Annotated in this window: 13 protein-coding genes; 6 read left to right on the forward strand and 7 right to left on the reverse strand. The window is 71.0% G+C overall.

What is annotated here, in order from left to right; translation table 11 throughout:
- Positions 1–65 precede the first annotated feature (65 nt).
- The 4 genes from trpB to lgt all read left to right on the forward strand — a co-directional run bounded on the left by trpB (position 66) and on the right by lgt (position 4039).
- Positions 66–1349, forward strand: a complete 1284-nt coding sequence (gene trpB / locus H4N64_RS37540; RefSeq protein WP_186287081.1) for a tryptophan synthase subunit beta — start codon at positions 66–68, stop codon at positions 1347–1349.
- Positions 1346–2164 carry a tryptophan synthase subunit alpha gene (trpA, locus tag H4N64_RS37545; RefSeq protein ID WP_186287082.1) on the forward strand — a complete coding sequence of 273 codons (819 nt, stop codon included), beginning with the start codon at positions 1346–1348 and terminating at the stop codon, positions 2162–2164. The genes trpB and trpA overlap by 4 nt, the downstream gene beginning before the upstream one ends.
- A gap of 62 nt (positions 2165–2226) precedes the next feature.
- Positions 2227–3003 carry a thioredoxin domain-containing protein gene (locus H4N64_RS37550; RefSeq protein ID WP_186287083.1) on the forward strand — a complete coding sequence of 259 codons (777 nt, stop codon included), beginning with the start codon at positions 2227–2229 and terminating at the stop codon, positions 3001–3003.
- Positions 3004–3085: 82 nt separating this feature from the next.
- Positions 3086–4039 carry a prolipoprotein diacylglyceryl transferase gene (gene lgt / locus H4N64_RS37555; protein ID WP_186287084.1) on the forward strand — a complete coding sequence of 318 codons (954 nt, stop codon included), beginning with the start codon at positions 3086–3088 and terminating at the stop codon, positions 4037–4039.
- 58 nt (positions 4040–4097) lie between these two features.
- Here the strand turns inward: lgt and H4N64_RS37560 are convergent, their stop codons facing one another.
- The 7 genes from H4N64_RS37560 to H4N64_RS37590 all read right to left on the reverse strand — a co-directional run bounded on the left by H4N64_RS37560 (position 4098) and on the right by H4N64_RS37590 (position 11621).
- Entirely contained in the window at positions 4098–4910 is an 813-nt protein-coding gene (locus H4N64_RS37560; RefSeq protein ID WP_186287085.1) for an HpcH/HpaI aldolase/citrate lyase family protein, read from the reverse strand.
- Positions 4907–6097: a CaiB/BaiF CoA transferase family protein gene (locus H4N64_RS37565; protein ID WP_186287086.1), complete on the reverse strand. Its 1191-nt coding sequence runs from the start codon at positions 6095–6097 to the stop codon at positions 4907–4909. The genes H4N64_RS37560 and H4N64_RS37565 overlap by 4 nt, the downstream gene beginning before the upstream one ends.
- Positions 6094–6822 carry a PfkB family carbohydrate kinase gene (locus H4N64_RS37570; protein ID WP_186287087.1) on the reverse strand — a complete coding sequence of 243 codons (729 nt, stop codon included), beginning with the start codon at positions 6820–6822 and terminating at the stop codon, positions 6094–6096. Before H4N64_RS37570 ends, H4N64_RS37565 begins: the two co-directional genes overlap by 4 nt.
- A complete protein-coding gene (locus tag H4N64_RS37575) occupies positions 6819–8183 on the reverse strand; it encodes an ADP-ribosylglycohydrolase family protein (protein WP_186287088.1) in 1365 nt (454 codons plus the stop codon). Before H4N64_RS37575 ends, H4N64_RS37570 begins: the two co-directional genes overlap by 4 nt.
- Positions 8171–9349, reverse strand: a complete 1179-nt coding sequence (locus tag H4N64_RS37580; protein WP_186287089.1) for an ADP-ribosylglycohydrolase family protein — start codon at positions 9347–9349, stop codon at positions 8171–8173. Before H4N64_RS37580 ends, H4N64_RS37575 begins: the two co-directional genes overlap by 13 nt.
- An 8-nt stretch (positions 9350–9357) precedes the next feature.
- On the reverse strand, positions 9358–10491 hold the full coding sequence (locus tag H4N64_RS37585) for an ADP-ribosylglycohydrolase family protein (RefSeq protein ID WP_186287094.1): 1134 nt from the start codon (positions 10489–10491) through the stop codon (positions 9358–9360).
- A 107-nt stretch (positions 10492–10598) separates the two neighbouring features.
- A complete protein-coding gene (locus tag H4N64_RS37590) occupies positions 10599–11621 on the reverse strand; it encodes an ADP-ribosylglycohydrolase family protein (RefSeq protein ID WP_186287090.1) in 1023 nt (340 codons plus the stop codon).
- Between the two features lie 270 nt (positions 11622–11891).
- Here H4N64_RS37590 and H4N64_RS37595 point away from each other — a divergent pair, with 270 nt between their 5' ends.
- Together H4N64_RS37595 and gltB are read left to right on the forward strand one after the other, a co-directional pair.
- Positions 11892–12623, forward strand: coding sequence for a VIT1/CCC1 transporter family protein (locus tag H4N64_RS37595; RefSeq protein ID WP_186287091.1), 732 nt, complete (start codon positions 11892–11894; stop codon positions 12621–12623).
- 389 nt (positions 12624–13012) lie between these two features.
- Positions 13013–16114 (forward strand): glutamate synthase large subunit (gltB, locus tag H4N64_RS37600; protein WP_186287092.1); only part of this gene is annotated, 3102 nt, incomplete at its 3' end.

Genomic DNA, 16114 nt, shown 5'->3' on the forward strand with positions numbered 1-16114 from the left:
TCGAACAAGCCCCGCCCCCACGGCGAACAGTGTTTTTTCATCGGCACTCACCGTGAGGTATCCGCATGCCCAGCGAGTTCTTCATCCCTGACCCCCAGGGTCAAGTACCCAGCACCGAAGGCTACTTCGGCGCGTTCGGCGGCAAGTTCATCCCGGAGGCCCTCGTCGCCGCCGTGGACGAGGTCGCCGTCGAGTACGACAAGGCCAAGCACGACCCCGAGTTCGCCCGCGAGCTCGACGACCTGCTCGTCAACTACACCGGCCGCCCCAGCTCCCTCACCGAGGTTCCCCGCTTCGCGGAACACGCGGGTGGCGCCCGCGTCTTCCTCAAGCGCGAGGACCTCAACCACACCGGCTCGCACAAGATCAACAACGTGCTCGGCCAGGCCCTGCTCACCAAGCGCATGGGCAAGACCCGGGTCATCGCCGAGACCGGCGCCGGCCAGCACGGCGTGGCGACGGCGACGGCGTGTGCCCTGTTCGGCCTCGACTGCACCATCTACATGGGCGAGATCGACACCCAGCGCCAGGCCCTCAACGTGGCCCGGATGCGCATGCTCGGCGCCGAGGTCATCGCCGTGAAGTCCGGCAGCCGCACGCTGAAGGACGCCATCAACGAGGCCTTCCGCGACTGGGTCGCCAACGTCGACCACACCCACTACCTCTTCGGTACGGTCGCCGGCCCGCACCCCTTCCCGGCCATGGTCCGCGACTTCCACCGCGTCATCGGCGTGGAGGCCCGCCGCCAGCTCCTGGAGCGGGCCGGACGCCTGCCCGACGCGGCCGTCGCCTGTGTCGGCGGCGGTTCCAACGCCATCGGCCTCTTCCACGCCTTCATCCCCGACACGGACGTACGCCTCATCGGCTGCGAGCCCGCCGGGCACGGCGTCGAGACCGGGGAGCACGCGGCCACGCTGACCGCGGGCGAGCCCGGCATCCTGCACGGTTCGCGGTCCTACGTCCTCCAGGACGACGAGGGCCAGATCACCGAGCCGTACTCGATCTCGGCCGGTCTGGACTACCCGGGCGTCGGCCCGGAGCACTCCTACCTGCGCGACAGCGGTCGCGGCGAGTACCGCGCGATCACCGACGACGCGGCCATGCAGGCGCTGCGTCTGCTGTCGCGGACCGAGGGCATCATCCCGGCCATCGAGAGCGCCCACGCGCTGGCCGGCGCCCTGGAGGTCGGCAGGGAGCTGGGCAAGGACGGGCTGATCGTGGTCAACCTGTCCGGCCGCGGCGACAAGGACATGGACACGGCCGCCCGCTACTTCGGCCTGTACGACACCGACGCCGAGGTCGCGGCCAACGCCGCCGACACCGCCGAGATCGAGGGGGACGCCAAGTGAGCGGGAACATTCAGCTGCTGTCCGACACCCTCGCCGCCGCCAAGGCAGAGGGGCGTTCGGCGCTCATCGCCTACCTCCCGGCCGGGTTCCCGACCGTGGACGGCGGCATCGAGGCGATCAAGGCCGCCTTCGACGGCGGCGCGGACGTCGTCGAGGTCGGTCTGCCGCACAGCGACCCCGTCCTCGACGGTCCGGTCATCCAGACCGCCGACGACATCGCCCTGCGCGGCGGTGTGAAGATCGCCGACGTCATGCGCACGGTCCGCGAGACCCACGAGGCGACCGGGAAGCCGGTCCTCGTGATGACGTACTGGAACCCGATCGACCGCTACGGCGTCGAGCGGTTCACCGCCGAGCTCGCGGAGGCGGGCGGCGCCGGGTGCATCCTGCCCGACCTGCCGGTGCAGGAGTCGGCGCTGTGGAGGGAGCACGCCGCGAAGCACGGGCTCGCGACCGTGTTCGTCGTGGCTCCGAGCAGCAAGGACGAGCGGCTCGCGCAGATCACCGCGGCGGGCAGCGGCTTCGTCTATGCCGCCTCGCTGATGGGCGTCACCGGTACCCGAGAGTCGGTCGGCGCGCAGGCGCAGGACCTGGTCGAGCGCACCCGGGCCACCGGCACCGAGCTGCCGGTCTGCGTCGGGCTCGGTGTCTCCAACGCCGCCCAGGCGGCCGAGGTCGCCGGATTCGCCGACGGAGTGATCGTCGGCTCGGCCTTCGTGAAGCGGATGCTGGACGCGCCGGACCACGCGGCCGGCGTCGAGGGCGTCCGGGCGCTCGCCGGTGAGCTGGCCGACGGTGTGCGAGGCAAGGCGTAACTCGAACGGGTGGACCTGGGACCGGGGAGGCGCTGGGCGCCTCCCCGGTTCGTTTCCGGGGTGTGAGCGAGAAGAACCGTGAGGGAAAGCGCACCGCCCGGGAGCGGATGGCGGCAGAGCGAGAGAAGCACAAGGCCGCGGAGAAGCGACGGCGCGCGCTGATCGTAGGCGCGAGCGTCGTCTGCGTGCTGGCGCTCGCGGCGGTGATCGGAGTGATCGCCGCCAACGCCGGCAAGGACGACAGCAGCGACTCCGAGGGTCCCGCCGTCGCGCCCTCGGGCGCGCAGGGCGAGGACAGCCTGGTGATCCCGGTCGGCAAGGCCGGCGCCGCGTCGACCCTCGTCGTCTGGGAGGACTTCCGCTGCCCGGCCTGCAAGTCCTTCGAGGACACCTACCGCTCGACGATCCACGAGCTGACCGACGCCGGCCGGCTCAGAGTGGAGTACCGCCTCGCGACGATCATCGACGGCAATCTGGGCGGCACCGGCTCCCGTAGCGCCGCGAACGCCGCGGCCTGCGCCCAGGACGCCGGAAAGTTCGTCGACTACCACGACGTGCTCTACCAGAACCAGCCCGCCGAGACCGACGACGCCTTCTCCGAGAACGCCAAGCTGTTCGAGCTGGCCGCCAAGGTCGAAGGGCTCGACACGCCCGCGTTCCGAAGCTGTGTGGAGGACGGCACCCACAACAGCTGGGTCGCGAAGTCGAACGACGCCTTCCGCAGCGGCGGCTTCACCGGCACGCCGACCGTCCTGCTCGACGGCAAGAACATCTACCAGGACCAGTCGATGACGCCCGAGAAGCTGAAGCAGCAGGTGCAGGAGGCGGCCAAGGGATAGGGCGCCGGGGCCTGCCTGTTATGGAGCCGTAGCCGGGCTGCCCGACGCGTGCGCCGCCCGGCAGGGTAGCGTCGACCTTGCCATGGAACTTGCCTACATTCCCAGCCCGTCGCGCGGGGTGATCCACCTCGGTCCCATTCCGCTGCGAGGCTACGCGTTCTGCATCATCATCGGCGTCTTCGTCGCCGTCTGGCTCGGCAACAGGCGCTGGATCGCCCGCGGCGGCCGGGCCGGCACGGTGGCCGACATCGCGGTGTGGGCCGTCCCCTTCGGCCTGGTCGGCGGGCGCCTCTACCACGTGATCACGGACTACGAGCTGTACTTCAGCGAGGGCCGTGACTGGGTGGACGCCTTCAAGATCTGGGAGGGCGGTCTCGGTATCTGGGGCGCCATCGCGCTCGGCGCGCTGGGCGCGTGGATCGGCTGCCGCCGCCGGGGCATCCCGATGCCCGCGTACGCCGACGCCGTCGCCCCCGGTATCGCCCTCGCACAGGCCATCGGACGCTGGGGCAACTGGTTCAACCAGGAGCTGTACGGCAAGGCCACGGATCTGCCCTGGGCCGTGGAGATCACGTCCTCCTCGGACGGGCGGGTGCCGGGGACGTACCACCCGACGTTCCTGTACGAGTCGCTGTGGTGCATCGGTGTGGCGCTGCTCGTCATCTGGGCCGACCGGCGGTTCACGCTGGGGCACGGGCGGGCGTTCGCGCTGTATGTCGCGGCGTACTGCGTGGGCCGGTTCTGGATCGAGTACATGCGCGTCGACGAGGCCCACGAAATCCTGGGCCTGCGGCTGAACAACTGGACCGCGCTGTTCGTGTTCCTGCTGGCGGTGCTCTACTTCGTGCTCTCCGCGAAGAAGCGGCCCGGTCGGGAAGCCGTGGTGGAGCCCGGTGCGGCCGACTCCGGCGCTTCGGCCGACGCCGAAGAGGGCGAGAAGGCCGATGCCGACACCTCGGAGGAGAAGGCCGACGCCGAGTCCTCCGACGTGAAGGACGATGCCAACGACGAGGCCGGGTCGGCGAAGAAGAGCTGACCGGTCGGTCGTACGACGGTGAGGGCGCTCGGAGATTTCCGGGCGCCCTTTGTCGTGGCTAGCTGCGGCGGTGAGCCAGGGACAGGGTGCGCTGCGCCGCTGCCACCACCGCCGCGTCGATGAAGGTGCCGTCCTGCAGGGCCTGGGCGCCCTCGTTGCGCGCTGCCGCTTTGATGATTGTTTCCGCCCGCTCCAGCTCCTCCTCCGTGGGGAGGTAGGCCCGTTCGATGACAGGGAGTTGGCGGGGGTGGATGGCCGCCCGGCCCAGGAAGCCCAGGGCGCGGCCGTGGGCGCAGGTCGCCGCCAGGCCCGCCAGGTCCCGGGTATCGGGGTGGACCGACTGGGGCGGTGGGGGCAGGGCGGCCGCTCTTGCCGCGACGATCACCCGGGAGCGGGGCCAGTCCAGGCCCGCGTCGGTGCGCACACCCAGGTCGGCCCTGAGGTCCGCCTCGCCGAGGGCGATGCCGTGCAGGGCGGGGTGGGCCTGGGCGATGGCGTAGGCGTGTTCGATGCCGAGGGCCGATTCCAGGAGGGCGTACAGGGGGTGCGGGGTGCACTGCGCCACCCGGCGGATCTGGCCGGGGGAGGTGACCTTGGGCAGGCGAAGGGCCGCTATGCCGGGGAGGTGGGCCAGGGCTTTCAGATCCGCCGCCGCCAGCGGGCCGTCCAGGGCGTTCACCCTGACGTGCACCGGAAGCGGCTGCGGGTCGGAGAGGAACTCGGCCGTCGCGGCCCGGGCGTACTCCTTGCGGTCGGGGGCCACCGCGTCCTCCAGGTCGACCACGACGACGTCCGCGCCGGCCAGCAGGGCCTTGGTCACCATGTGCGGACGGTCGCCGGGGGCGTACAGCCAGGTCAGGGGGGTCGTCATACGGCGCCCTCCGTGCGCAGGGCAGCGACCTGCGCCGGGGTCAGCCCCAGTTCGGCGAGGACCTCGTCCGTGTCGGCGCCGTGCGGGCGGCCGGTCCAGCGGATCGCGCCGGGGGTTTCGGAGAGGCGGAAGAGGACGTTCTGCATACGCAGCGGGCCGAGGTCGGGGTCGTCGACCGTGGTGATGGTGTCGAGGGCCTGGTACTGCGGGTCGGTCATGACCCCCCGTACGTCCTGGATGGGGGCCACCGCCGCCTCCGCCTTCTCGAAGGCCGCGACGACCTCGTCCCGGGTGCGCTCGGCGATCCAGCTGCCGACCGCCTGATCGAGGACGTCGGCGTGGCGGGCCCGGTCGGCGCCGGTGGCGAACCAGGGTTCGTCGATGAGCTCGGGCCTGCCCACCAGACGCATCACACGTTCCGCCACCGACTGGGCAGAGGTGGAGACGGCGACCCAACTGCCGTCCGCCGTGCGGTAGGTGTTGCGCGGGGCGTTGTTGGCGGAGCGGTTGCCGGTGCGCTTCTGGACATAGCCGAGCTGGTCGTACCAGGTGGGCTGGGGGCCGAGGACGGAGAGCATCGGCTCGATCAGGGCGACGTCGACGACTTGGCCCTCGCCGGTACGGTCGCGCGCGGCGAGAGCGGTGAGCACGGCGTACGCCGTCGCCAGGCCCGCGATCGAGTCGGCGAGACCGAACGGCGGGAGCGTCGGGGGCGCGTCCGGCTCGCCGGTGAGCGCGGCGAACCCGCTCATCGCTTCGGCGAGCGTGCCGAAACCGGGGCGGTGGGCGTAGGGCCCGAACTGGCCGAAGCCGGTGACGCGGGTGAGGACCAGACGGCGGTTGGCGGCCGACAGCTCGGGCCAGCCGAGGTCCCATTTCTCCAGGGTGCCGGGGCGGAAGTTCTCGATGATCACGTCCGCGGTGGCGGCGAGGCGCAGGAGCGTGGCGCGGCCGCCCGGGGTCGACAGATTCAGGGTGATCGTGCGCTTGTTGCGGCCGAGGTGCTTCCACCACAGGCCGATGCCGTCCTTGGCCGGGCCGTGGCCGCGGGACGGGTCGGGCTTGGTGGGGTGCTCGATCTTGATGACCTCCGCGCCGAAGTCGCCGAGCGTGGTGGCGGCGAGCGGTCCGGCGAACAGGGTGGCCATGTCCAGGACGCGGAGACCGTGGAGAGATGCTTGGCTCATGACGCGTACTGCGCCTCGATCTCGGGGCGGTACGGCATCGACTCCGACGCCCCGGCCCGCTGTACCGACAGTGCCGAGGCGGCGGCCGCCCACGCCAGCGCGTCCGGCATCGGGCGGCCCTCGGCGAGCTCCCCCACGCTCGGCTTCGCTGGCGCGGGGGGACCCCCATCCGCGAGCGTGCCGGCGAAGGTGTCACCGGCGCCGGTGGTGTCCACGGCGGTGACCTGGGGCGCGGGCACGGTGACCGGTTCGGCGCCGCGGGCCGCGTACAGGCTGCCCGCGGCGCCGAGGGTGACGACGACCTCCGGGACCTGGTCGAGCAGGGCGAGGGCCGCCGTGCGGGGGTCGGTGCGGCCGGCGAGGGTGGCGGCCTCGTGCTCGTTGGGCAGCAACAGGTCGGTGGCGGCGAGGAGTTCGACCGGCAACGGCTGCGCGGGGGCCGGGGTGAGGATCGTACGGACCCCATGGGCGCGGGCCGCCCGGGCGCCGGCGAGGACGGCGGCGAGCTGGTCGACGGTGCCGTTGGCGGCGGGGATCACCACGATCGCGTTGCCGCCGTGGTCGTCCACGACGATGTGCGCGGTGCCGGAGGGGCCTTCCGTGGTGCGCAGATGGTCGGTGTCGACGCCGATGGGGGTCCCCCCGCGCGAGCGAAGCCGAGCGTGGGGGAGTTCGAAGGCGACGAGGTCCATGTTCGTGCTGCCGAGTACGGCGATATGGGTCATGAGCGGACTGCCTCCCGGTGGGTGAGGTGGGCCAGGGTGTCGAAGCCGGTGCCGTTGAAGTCGCCGACGGAGGTGGACAGGCGGTTCTTGAGCGGGGCCGTCCAGTGGTCGGGGAGGACGGAGGGATGTCCGGCGAGGAGCCCGGCGATGCTGCCGGCCGTGGCGCCGTTGGAGTCGGTGTCCCAACCGCCGGACACCGCTCGGGAGATGGATTCGGTGAAGTCGCCGTCGGCATGGGTGAGGGCGGCGGTGATCAGGGCGGTGTTGGGGATGGCGTGGACCCAGTGGGTCTCGGCGTGGGCGGCGTGGAGTTCGTCCACGACCGTGTCGAAGTCCCCGTGCTTTTCGGCGAGTTGTACGGCCTGGTGGATCGCCCGGGCGAGGCGGGAGGCCGGGGGGATCACCGTGAGGCCGGTGGCCAGGCAGGTGTGGATGTCCTCGGTGCCGGTCGCTGCCTGGGCGATGGTGGCCGCGATGAACATCGCCGCGTAGACGCCGTTGGCAGTGTGGGTGAGGGTGGCGTCCCTGTGGGCCTGTTCCGCGGCTGCCGCTGGGTTTCCCGGGTTGGTCCAGCCGTGCATGTCCGCACGGATCAGGGCGCCGATCCATTCGCGGAAGGGGTTGCGGTGGGCGGCAGTGCGTGGGGGTTCCAGGCCGGTGAGGAGGTTGCGGTAGGCGAGGCGTTCCGCGGTGAAGGTGCGGCCGGCGGGGAGTTCTTCCAGCCAGAGCTCTGCTACGTCCGTGGTGGTGAAGGTTTTGCCGTGGCGCTGGAGGAGGAGCAGGTTGAGGAGGGGGTAGTTGAGGTCGTCGTCCTCCGGCATGCCGTCGATGTTCTCGGCGAGGGAGGTGTGTGCCGAGCGGCGGTTCCAGGGGTGGGTGGTGAGGAGTTCTTGGGGGACTCCCTTGGCTGTGAAGTAGGTGGTGGGGGGCCAGTTGCCGGTGGGCCTGGCCAGGGATCGGATGGCCTCCAGGGGGAGTTTCTCCACCGGTTTGCCCAGGAGGCAGCCTGCTGCTCTGCCTAGCCAGGCGGCTTCGAGGCTGGACGGGGTGGGCCCGCGGTGGGCCGCGGTTGGTGGCGCCGGCCAGGAGGGGCAGTTGGCCTTGATCCTTGTCAGGTCCGTTGGTTCGCGGTCGGCCAACCTGCTGGGGAGATCGGCCAGTTCGTCCAACAGGTCCTCTGCCAGGAGGCGGAGGTAGCGGGATGCCTGGGTGGGGGACGCGCCTGATCTCCGGGGGGCCTCCAAGCCTCCCGCTGCCTTCCAGCGGGCCGCGATTCTTGAGGGTTCTCTGCCGTCCTGGGCCGCCTGGCGGAGCTCGTGGCCGATCAGGTCCTCCGGCTGGACCCAGGTCAGGCGGAGCATGTCGGGGCTCCGAGTTGCGTGAGTGCCTGTTCGTGGGCGCGGCGACGGCGTACGTCCTGTTCGAAGATCTCGCGGGTTACCTCGGTCAGTGTCCGTGCCGGTTCCCACAGGTCCAGGCGGCTGGCGTCGGCCACCTGTTTCGACCAGTCCTCGGGGACCGGGTGGCCGAGGGCTCCTGACAGGGCGCCAGCCATCGTGGCGATGGAGTCGCAGTCCCGGCCGTAGTTCACCGAGCCGAGGACCGCTTGGCGGTAGTCGCCGGAGGCGATCAGCAACATGCCCAGGGCGATGGGCAGTTCCTCGATCGCGTGCAGGCGGGACGGGCGGCGGGCGCCGAGGGAGGGGGAGCGATAGTCGGGGCCCACCGTGTCGTACGGGGCCACCGCCTGGCGCAGGGGTGTCAGGGCCGACTCGAACTCGCTGTGGTGGGACGCCACTTCGCAGACCCTCTCAATGGCCTCGCGGGTGCCGTCCTTCGCCAGGGACAGGCACGTCGCGATCACCGAGTCCGGGGTTGCCCCGGGGGTGCAGGCCGCCGACACCGCCGCCGCGAAGACTCCCGCCGCCTCGCGGCCGTACGACGACTGGTGGGCGCCCGCGATGTCGAGGGCCTCGGCGTAGGCGGCGGGTGGGTTGGCCGCGTTGACCAGGCCTACCGGGGCCATGTACATCGCGGCGCCGCAGTTGACGATGTTGCCGGTGCCCGCCTCCCGGGGGTCCGCGTGGCCGTAGTGGAGGCGGGCGATCAGCCATTTCTCGGCGAGGAAGATGCGGTGGAGGGGGAGTGCCTCCGCCTCGAGTTCCGGGATCCAGCGCGGGTTCGTCATCAGGTCCGGGACCAGGTGGTCCCCGACGGCGTAGGCGTCGAGGTGGTCGCGGACCGTGGCATAGACCCTGATCAGGGCGTGGGTCATCAAGGTGTCGTCGGTGACGTGGCCGTCGCCCTTGTGGTACGGCGCGATGGGGCGGGCCGTGCGCCAGGCGTCGCCGTTCCAGGGGCCGACGATGCCGTGCACCCGGCCGCCGTGGCGTTCGACGATCTGGTCGGGGGAGTAGCCCTCGACCGGGCCGCCCAGGGCGTCGCCGACGGCGGCTCCGACGAGCGCTCCGGTGATCCGGTCGTCCAGGCTCGCCTCTTTGTTGTTTTCTGGTGCTTTGTGCTTCATGCGTCGAATCATCCTCCTGACCTGGCCGGTTGCGTGGCTTCGAGGAGTTCGGCGAGTTCCACGAGGTCCGTGCCGGTGAGGCGGGGGAGGGCGCAGCCGGAGAGGGTGCGGCAGCTGCCGCGCCAGGACGCGGGGATCGCGGCGCCGCCGCCGAGGGCGCCGGTGAGGGCGCCGACGAGGGCGGGGGCGGAGTCGGCGACTCGGGAGAGGCAGGCGGCGGCGGGGACGGCTTCGGCGATGCGGCCGCCCGCGGCGGTGGTGAGGGCGAGGGCGACCGGGACGGTTTCGGCGGCAGCGATGCCGTAGCTGTAGACGTGGTCGACGATCTGGTGCTCCAGGTGGGGGATGAGGGCGAAGGCGCTGTCGGCGTCCTGGGCGAGGGTGAGGGCGTGGCGGGCGTTGCGGCCGATCTCTGTTTCGGGTGGGAGTTCGTCGAGTGCGGCGGTGACGCAGGTTGGGGTGTCGGCGCCGGTGAGGGCCAGGGCGAGGGCCGCCGCCATGGCCCGGGCGCCGTGCACTCCGTCGCCGTCCTGGGTGTAGCGGGCGTCGAACTCGGCGAGGTCCGCTGCCAGTCGGGGGTCGCCGGGGTGGGCCACCGCCAGGACGCAGGCTCGGATGCAGGCCGCGTCGTCGAAGTAGTGGGGGTTGTCGTGGCCGGTGGCGGGTGGGCGTAGGCCCGTGGCGAGGTTGCCGAGGCCCGCGCGGACGGAGATACGGGCGCGGAGGGGGAGGACGGCGGATTCGACTTCGGGGGCGCGGTCCGCTGCGGCGGCTACTTCGCAGGCGAGGGCGTTCCAGGTGAGGTCGATGGCGGCTCTGGTGCGGCGTTCTCGGCTCAGGTCGCCGAGGGCGGTGTCGTCGCCGGCGCGTAATACGGCTTCTGCGGCGAAGACTGCCCATTCCGCGTCGTCCGAGGGGCCCAGGCGGAGGGGTTCGGGGGGTTGGTTCAGGGCGATGGGGACGGGGAGGGTGGTCGTCGCGTTCTGTTCGGCGAAGGTATCGAGTTCGCGGGTGAGGCGGCGGGTCCATTCCGGCATGCGGGATGCGCGGTGGCGGGCGGCGGGCCATCCGGCGGCGTCGCCCGCGGCGAGGCCCAGCAGGAGGCCTTCGGTTCGGCGGGAGCCCGCGGCGGAGCCGCTGATGGATGCGGGTTCGACCTCACCAGGGGGCTCCGCCCCATGGACCCCCGTCGGCCCTGAAGGGGCCTCGTCCTCAAACGCCGGACGGGCTGGATTGTGTGGCCCGGGCGTCACTGTTCCCCCTCCGCCGCCAGTACGTACTCGCCCGGTGTCAGCAGGTCCGCCACGTCCAGTACATGGCGGCCCCGCATTGCCGGCAAGCAGCTTCCCTTTGCCGGGCCGATTGCGCTTGCCCAGTCCGCCGGGATCGATGACGCTCCCTCTGTCGCGCCTGCCAGCGCGCCTGCCACCGCCGCCGTCGTGTCCGCGTCGCGGCCCATGTTCACTGCCGTCAGGACCGACTGGACGAAGTCGCCGTCCGCTGCCGCGTACGCGCCGAAGGCCAGGGCCACCGCCTCGGGGGCCAGGTCGGTCCAGGGGTATCCGCCGATGACCACCGCGGAGCGGACCGCACGTTCGCCTCGGTGGGCCACCGCCACCGCCCGGCGCAGCGAGCGGGCCGTCCAGGAGTCGTCCGGGACCACTGCCAGGGCCGATGCCACTACCGCGATCGTGGGGGCGCCCGCCATCGCCGCCGCCACTCCCGCCGCAACCGCCTGGCCGCCGTAGATGCCCTCCCCGTCGTGGCTCACCGAGCCGTCGATCGCCACCAGGCGTGCCGCCTCGGCCGGGCGGCCCGCCGCGAAGACGCCGAAGGGTGCCGCCCGCATCGCCAGGCCGTCGCTCCAGGCGTGGCGGTGCTGGGCCGAGATGGGCGCCGCGAGGCCGCGGCGGAGGTTCTCCAGGGTGCCGCGTTCACTGAAGCCGGCGCCCCGGAACGGGCCCTCGTCCCGGTCCGCGATCCACTTGTGCCACGCCGCCTCCACATGCGCGGGTGTCAGCGCTGAGCCGTGGCGGGCCAGCAGCAGGCCCGAGAAGATCGCGTACTCCGTGTCGTCCGTGCCGGCGGGGCGGTCGGCCACGTAGCCCGTGATGCGGCCCCAGCGGGCTCGGATCTCCGAGGGCTTCATGTTCTCCGCGGGGGCGCCCAGCGCATCGCCCACCGCGAGGCCGAGGAGCGCGCCGCGGGCCCGGTCGCGGAGTTCGGCGGCCCCTGGTGCCGGGACCGAGGGGATGCAGGCGATCGATGCCATACGCGGCCTCTCCTCCGGGGGCTCCCAGGGCGCGGAGCCCTTTGCGGATGTGTCCCACGGGAGGGGGATGGAAGTGCCTGAGATGCCTCAGCGTCACCCGGTCGACATTTGTGCGGGTGCTTTATCGAATGAGCGCTCGGACGCAAACCCGCAGGTTAGCCCAGCCTTTCCTTGCTGGCGACGGTGGAATGAGCGGCGTAGATTGTGGGTTGTCGAAGAATAGAATTTGTCCAAAGCTAGCCTTTCCTAAGTTCCTGGGGGATCGTCCGCATGGCCATCATCGAGACCGAGGCCTCGCTCCACGAGGCGCACCGTGACAACCACACCCACCGCGATGTGAACGGCGGCTGGCTGCGGCCCGCCGTCTTCGGTGCCATGGACGGGCTCGTCTCCAACCTCGCCCTGATGACCGGTGTAGCCGGTGGGCAGGTCAGTCATCAGACCGTGGTGCTGACCGGGCTCGCCGGGCTTGCCGCCGGCGCCTTCTCCATGGCCGCCGGTGAGTACACCTCCGTCGCCTCGCAGCGCGAGCTCGTCGAGGCCGAGCTGGATGTCGAGCGGCGGGAGCTGCGCAAGCATCCGCTGGACGAGGAGGCCGAGCTCGCCGCTCTCTATCGGGCGCGCGGCGTTGATGCCCGTCTCGCCGCCGAAGTCGCCCGGCAGCTCTCCCGTGATCCCGAGCAGGCCCTGGAGATACACGCCCGTGAGGAGCTCGGGATCGATCCGAGTGACCTGCCCTCGCCCACCGTCGCCGCCGTCTCCTCCTTCGGCTCCTTCGCGCTCGGCGCCCTGCTCCCCGTACTGCCGTATCTGCTCGGTGCGACCGCGCTGTGGCCCGCCGTGTTGCTCGCGCTTTTCGGGCTCTTTGCCTGCGGTGCCGTCGTGGCCAAGGTGACCGCGCGGACCTGGTGGTACAGCGGTTTGCGGCAACTTGCCCTGGGTGGTGCGGCGGCCGGTGTGACGTACGCCCTGGGCAGCCTGTTCGGAACCGCCGTAGGATAGCTCGGCTGGAACTTATGCGTTGGGCCGCATAAGTAGCCGTTACTCGCTGGTTTCGAATGCTTAACCACCGGGCATGAGCCGTAAGCGCTGTGGGCAATGGTGCCTGCCGCGCACCTGTGTGAGGTGGGCGAAGACGCTCCCCTCGCCGCCGGCCGACGGGCACCGATCTGATCGATCTTGTCCCTGTCGGTCCCCCTTACTTTCGGCCGCTGGTAGCGGCCCCGCCGTCACCCCGCGGCGTCCGCATGTTGGAACGGAGTATCCGGTTCCCGAGAACCGCTCCATCATGTAACCTGCACGAAATTTTGATCTCATCGCAGATCACACGCAGAGGGCCAACGTCGTCCCTCGGCACCTGCTAAATGCCACTGACGACGACGGGAGAGCCGATGCGTACGCCGCGCCAGCCGTCCCAGCATTCCGCGAATGGCCAGAACTGGTCGTTCATGGATGCTCGCCCTGCTGCGCAGGGTATGTACGACCCCCGCAACGAGCACGACGCCTGTGGCGTCGGCTTCGTGGCCACCCTCACCGGCGAGGCGAGCCACGCGCTGGTCGAGCAGGCGCTCACGGTTCTGCGCAACCTGGAGCACCGCGGCGCCACCGGCTCCGAGCCCGACTCGGGCGACGGCGCGGGCATCCTCTCCCAGGTGCCGGACGCCTTCTTCCGTGAGGTGGCCGGATTCGAGCTGCCCGCGGCCGGTGCGTACGCCGTCGGTATCGCCTTCCTGCCGGAGGACGGGTCCGAGGACGCCGTCTCACGGATCGAGACGATCGCCGGTGAGGAGGGGCTCACCGTCCTCGGCTGGCGTGAGGTTCCCGTCGCGCCCGAACTGCTCGGTGCCACCGCCCGTTCGACGATGCCCGCCTTCCGGCAGATCTTCGTCGGCGACGGCGTCTCGGAGGGCATCGACCTCGACCGCAAGGCCTTCGTGCTGCGCAAGCGCGCCGAGCGCGAGGTCGGCGTCTACTTCCCGTCGCTGTCCGCCCGCACGATCGTGTACAAGGGCATGCTGACCACCGGTCAGCTTGAGCCCTTCTTCCCGGACCTGTCCGACCGCCGCTTCGCCTCCGCGATCGCTCTCGTGCACTCCCGGTTCTCCACGAACACCTTCCCGTCGTGGCCGCTCGCCCACCCGTACCGCTTCGTCGCGCACAACGGCGAGATCAACACCGTCAAGGGCAACCGCAACTGGATGCGGGCCCGTGAGTCGCAGCTCGTCTCCGACCTGTTCGGTTCCTCCGAGAAGGCCCTGGAGCGCGTCTTCCCGGTGTGCACGCCCGACGCCTCCGACTCCGCGTCCTTCGACGAGGTGCTCGAACTCCTGCACCTGGGCGGTCGTTCGCTGCCGCACTCCGTGCTGATGATGATCCCGGAGGCGTGGGAGAACCACGACTCCATGGACCCGACGCGGCGCGCCTTCTACCAGTTCCACTCCACGCTGATGGAGCCCTGGGACGGCCCGGCCTGTGTCACCTTCACCGACGGCAAGCAGGTCGGCGCGGTCCTCGACCGCAACGGCCTTCGCCCCGGCCGCTACTGGGTCACCGACGAGGGCCTGGTCGTCCTCGGCTCCGAGGTCGGCGTCCTCGACATCGACCCCGCCAAGGTCGTCCGCAAGGGCCGGCTGCAGCCCGGCAAGATGTTCCTCGTCGACACCGTCGAGCACCGCATCATCGAGGACGACGAGATCAAGGCGCAGCTCGCCGCCGAGGCCCCCTACGCGGAGTGGCTGGAGGCCGGCGAGATCGAGCTGTCCGACCTGCCCGAGCGTGAGCACATCGTGCACACGCACGCCTCGGTCACCCGCCGTCAGCAGACCTTCGGTTACACCGAGGAGGAGCTGCGGATCATCCTGGCGCCGATGGCCAAGTCCGCCGCCGAGCCGATCGGTTCGATGGGCACCGACTCGCCGATCGCCGCGCTGAGCGAGCGTCCGCGTCTGCTCTTCGACTACTTCACCCAGCTGTTCGCGCAGGTCACCAACCCGCCGCTGGACGCCATCCGCGAAGAGCTCGTGACGAGCCTGCGGTCCTCCCTCGGTCCGCAGGGCAACCTGCTGGACCCGACGGCCGCGTCCTGCCGTAGCGTCACGCTGCCGTTCCCGGTGATCGACAACGACGAGCTGGCCAAGCTCATCCACATCAACGCCGACGGTGACATGCCCGGCTTCAAGGCCGCGACCCTGTCCGGTCTGTACCGGGTCTCCGGCGGCGGTGACGCCCTCGCCGGGCGCATCGAGGAGATCTGCGCCGAGGCCGACGCCGCCATCGAGAACGGCGCCCGGCTGATCGTCCTGTCGGACCGTCACTCCGACGCCGAGCACGCGCCGATCCCCTCGCTGCTGCTCACCGCGGCCGTCCACCACCACCTGATCCGCACCAAGCAGCGCACCCAGGTGGGCCTGCTGGTCGAGGCCGGTGACGTCCGCGAGGTCCACCACGTCGCCCTGCTCATCGGCTTCGGCGCCGCGGCGGTCAACCCCTACCTGGCGATGGAGTCGGTCGAGGACCTCGTCCGCGCCGGTACCTTCCTGCCCGGCATCGAGCCCGAGCAGGCCATCCGCAACCTGATCTACGCCCTGGGCAAGGGCGTTCTGAAGGTCATGTCGAAGATGGGCATCTCGACCGTCGCCTCCTACCGCGGCGCCCAGGTCTTCGAGGCCGTCGGCCTCGACGAGGCCTTCGTCGAGAAGTACTTCAACGGCACCGCCACCAAGATCGGCGGCGTCGGCATCGACGTCATCGCCCAGGAGGTCGCCGCCCGCCACGCCAAGGCCTACCCCGCCTCCGGCATCGCTCCCGCGCACCGCGCGCTGGAGATCGGCGGCGAGTACCAGTGGCGCCGCGAGGGCGAGCCGCACCTGTTCGACCCGGAGACGGTCTTCCGCCTCCAGCACTCGACGCGCACCGCGCGCTACGACATCTTCAAGAAGTACACGGACCGCGTGAACGAGCAGTCCGAGCGGCTCATGACGCTGCGTGGCCTGTTCGGCTTCAAGTCGGACCGGCAGCCGATCTCCGTCGACGAGGTCGAGCCGGTCAGCGAGATCGTCAAGCGCTTCTCCACCGGCGCCATGTCGTACGGCTCCATCTCCAAGGAGGCGCACGAGACCCTCGCCATCGCCATGAACCAGCTGGGCGGCAAGTCCAACACCGGTGAGGGCGGCGAGGACGCGGAGCGTCTGTACGACCCGGCGCGGCGTTCGTCGATCAAGCAGGTCGCCTCCGGCCGCTTCGGTGTGACCTCCGAGTACCTGGTCAACGCCGACGACATCCAGATCAAGATGGCCCAGGGCGCCAAGCCCGGCGAGGGCGGCCAACTGCCCGGCCACAAGGTCTACCCATGGGTCGCCAAGACGCGTCACTCGACGCCGGGCGTGGGGCTCATCTCCCCGCCGCCGCACCACGACATCTACTCCATCGAGGACCTGGCCCAGCTGATCCACGACCTGAAGAACGCGAACCCGCAGGCGCGGATTCACGTGAAG

Source organism: Streptomyces cupreus (assembly GCF_014257025.1).
GTDB classification, from domain to species: Bacteria; Actinomycetota; Actinomycetes; order Streptomycetales; family Streptomycetaceae; genus Streptomyces; species Streptomyces cupreus.

Excerpts from the sequence above, each read along its gene's own strand:
- H4N64_RS37575 (WP_186287088.1), bottom strand. The coding sequence starts at position 8,183 with ATGCTCCGCCTGACCTGGGTCCAGCCGGAGGACCTGATCGGCCACGAG.
- trpB (WP_186287081.1), top strand. The coding sequence starts at position 66 with ATGCCCAGCGAGTTCTTCATCCCTGACCCCCAGGGTCAAGTACCCAGC.
- H4N64_RS37580 (WP_186287089.1), bottom strand. The coding sequence starts at position 9,349 with ATGAAGCACAAAGCACCAGAAAACAACAAAGAGGCGAGCCTGGACGAC.
- lgt (WP_186287084.1), top strand. The coding sequence starts at position 3,086 with ATGGAACTTGCCTACATTCCCAGCCCGTCGCGCGGGGTGATCCACCTC.
- H4N64_RS37595 (WP_186287091.1), top strand. The coding sequence starts at position 11,892 with ATGGCCATCATCGAGACCGAGGCCTCGCTCCACGAGGCGCACCGTGAC.
- H4N64_RS37560 (WP_186287085.1), bottom strand. The coding sequence starts at position 4,910 with ATGACGACCCCCCTGACCTGGCTGTACGCCCCCGGCGACCGTCCGCAC.
- H4N64_RS37590 (WP_186287090.1), bottom strand. The coding sequence starts at position 11,621 with ATGGCATCGATCGCCTGCATCCCCTCGGTCCCGGCACCAGGGGCCGCC.
- H4N64_RS37570 (WP_186287087.1), bottom strand. The coding sequence starts at position 6,822 with ATGACCCATATCGCCGTACTCGGCAGCACGAACATGGACCTCGTCGCC.
- H4N64_RS37565 (WP_186287086.1), bottom strand. The coding sequence starts at position 6,097 with ATGAGCCAAGCATCTCTCCACGGTCTCCGCGTCCTGGACATGGCCACC.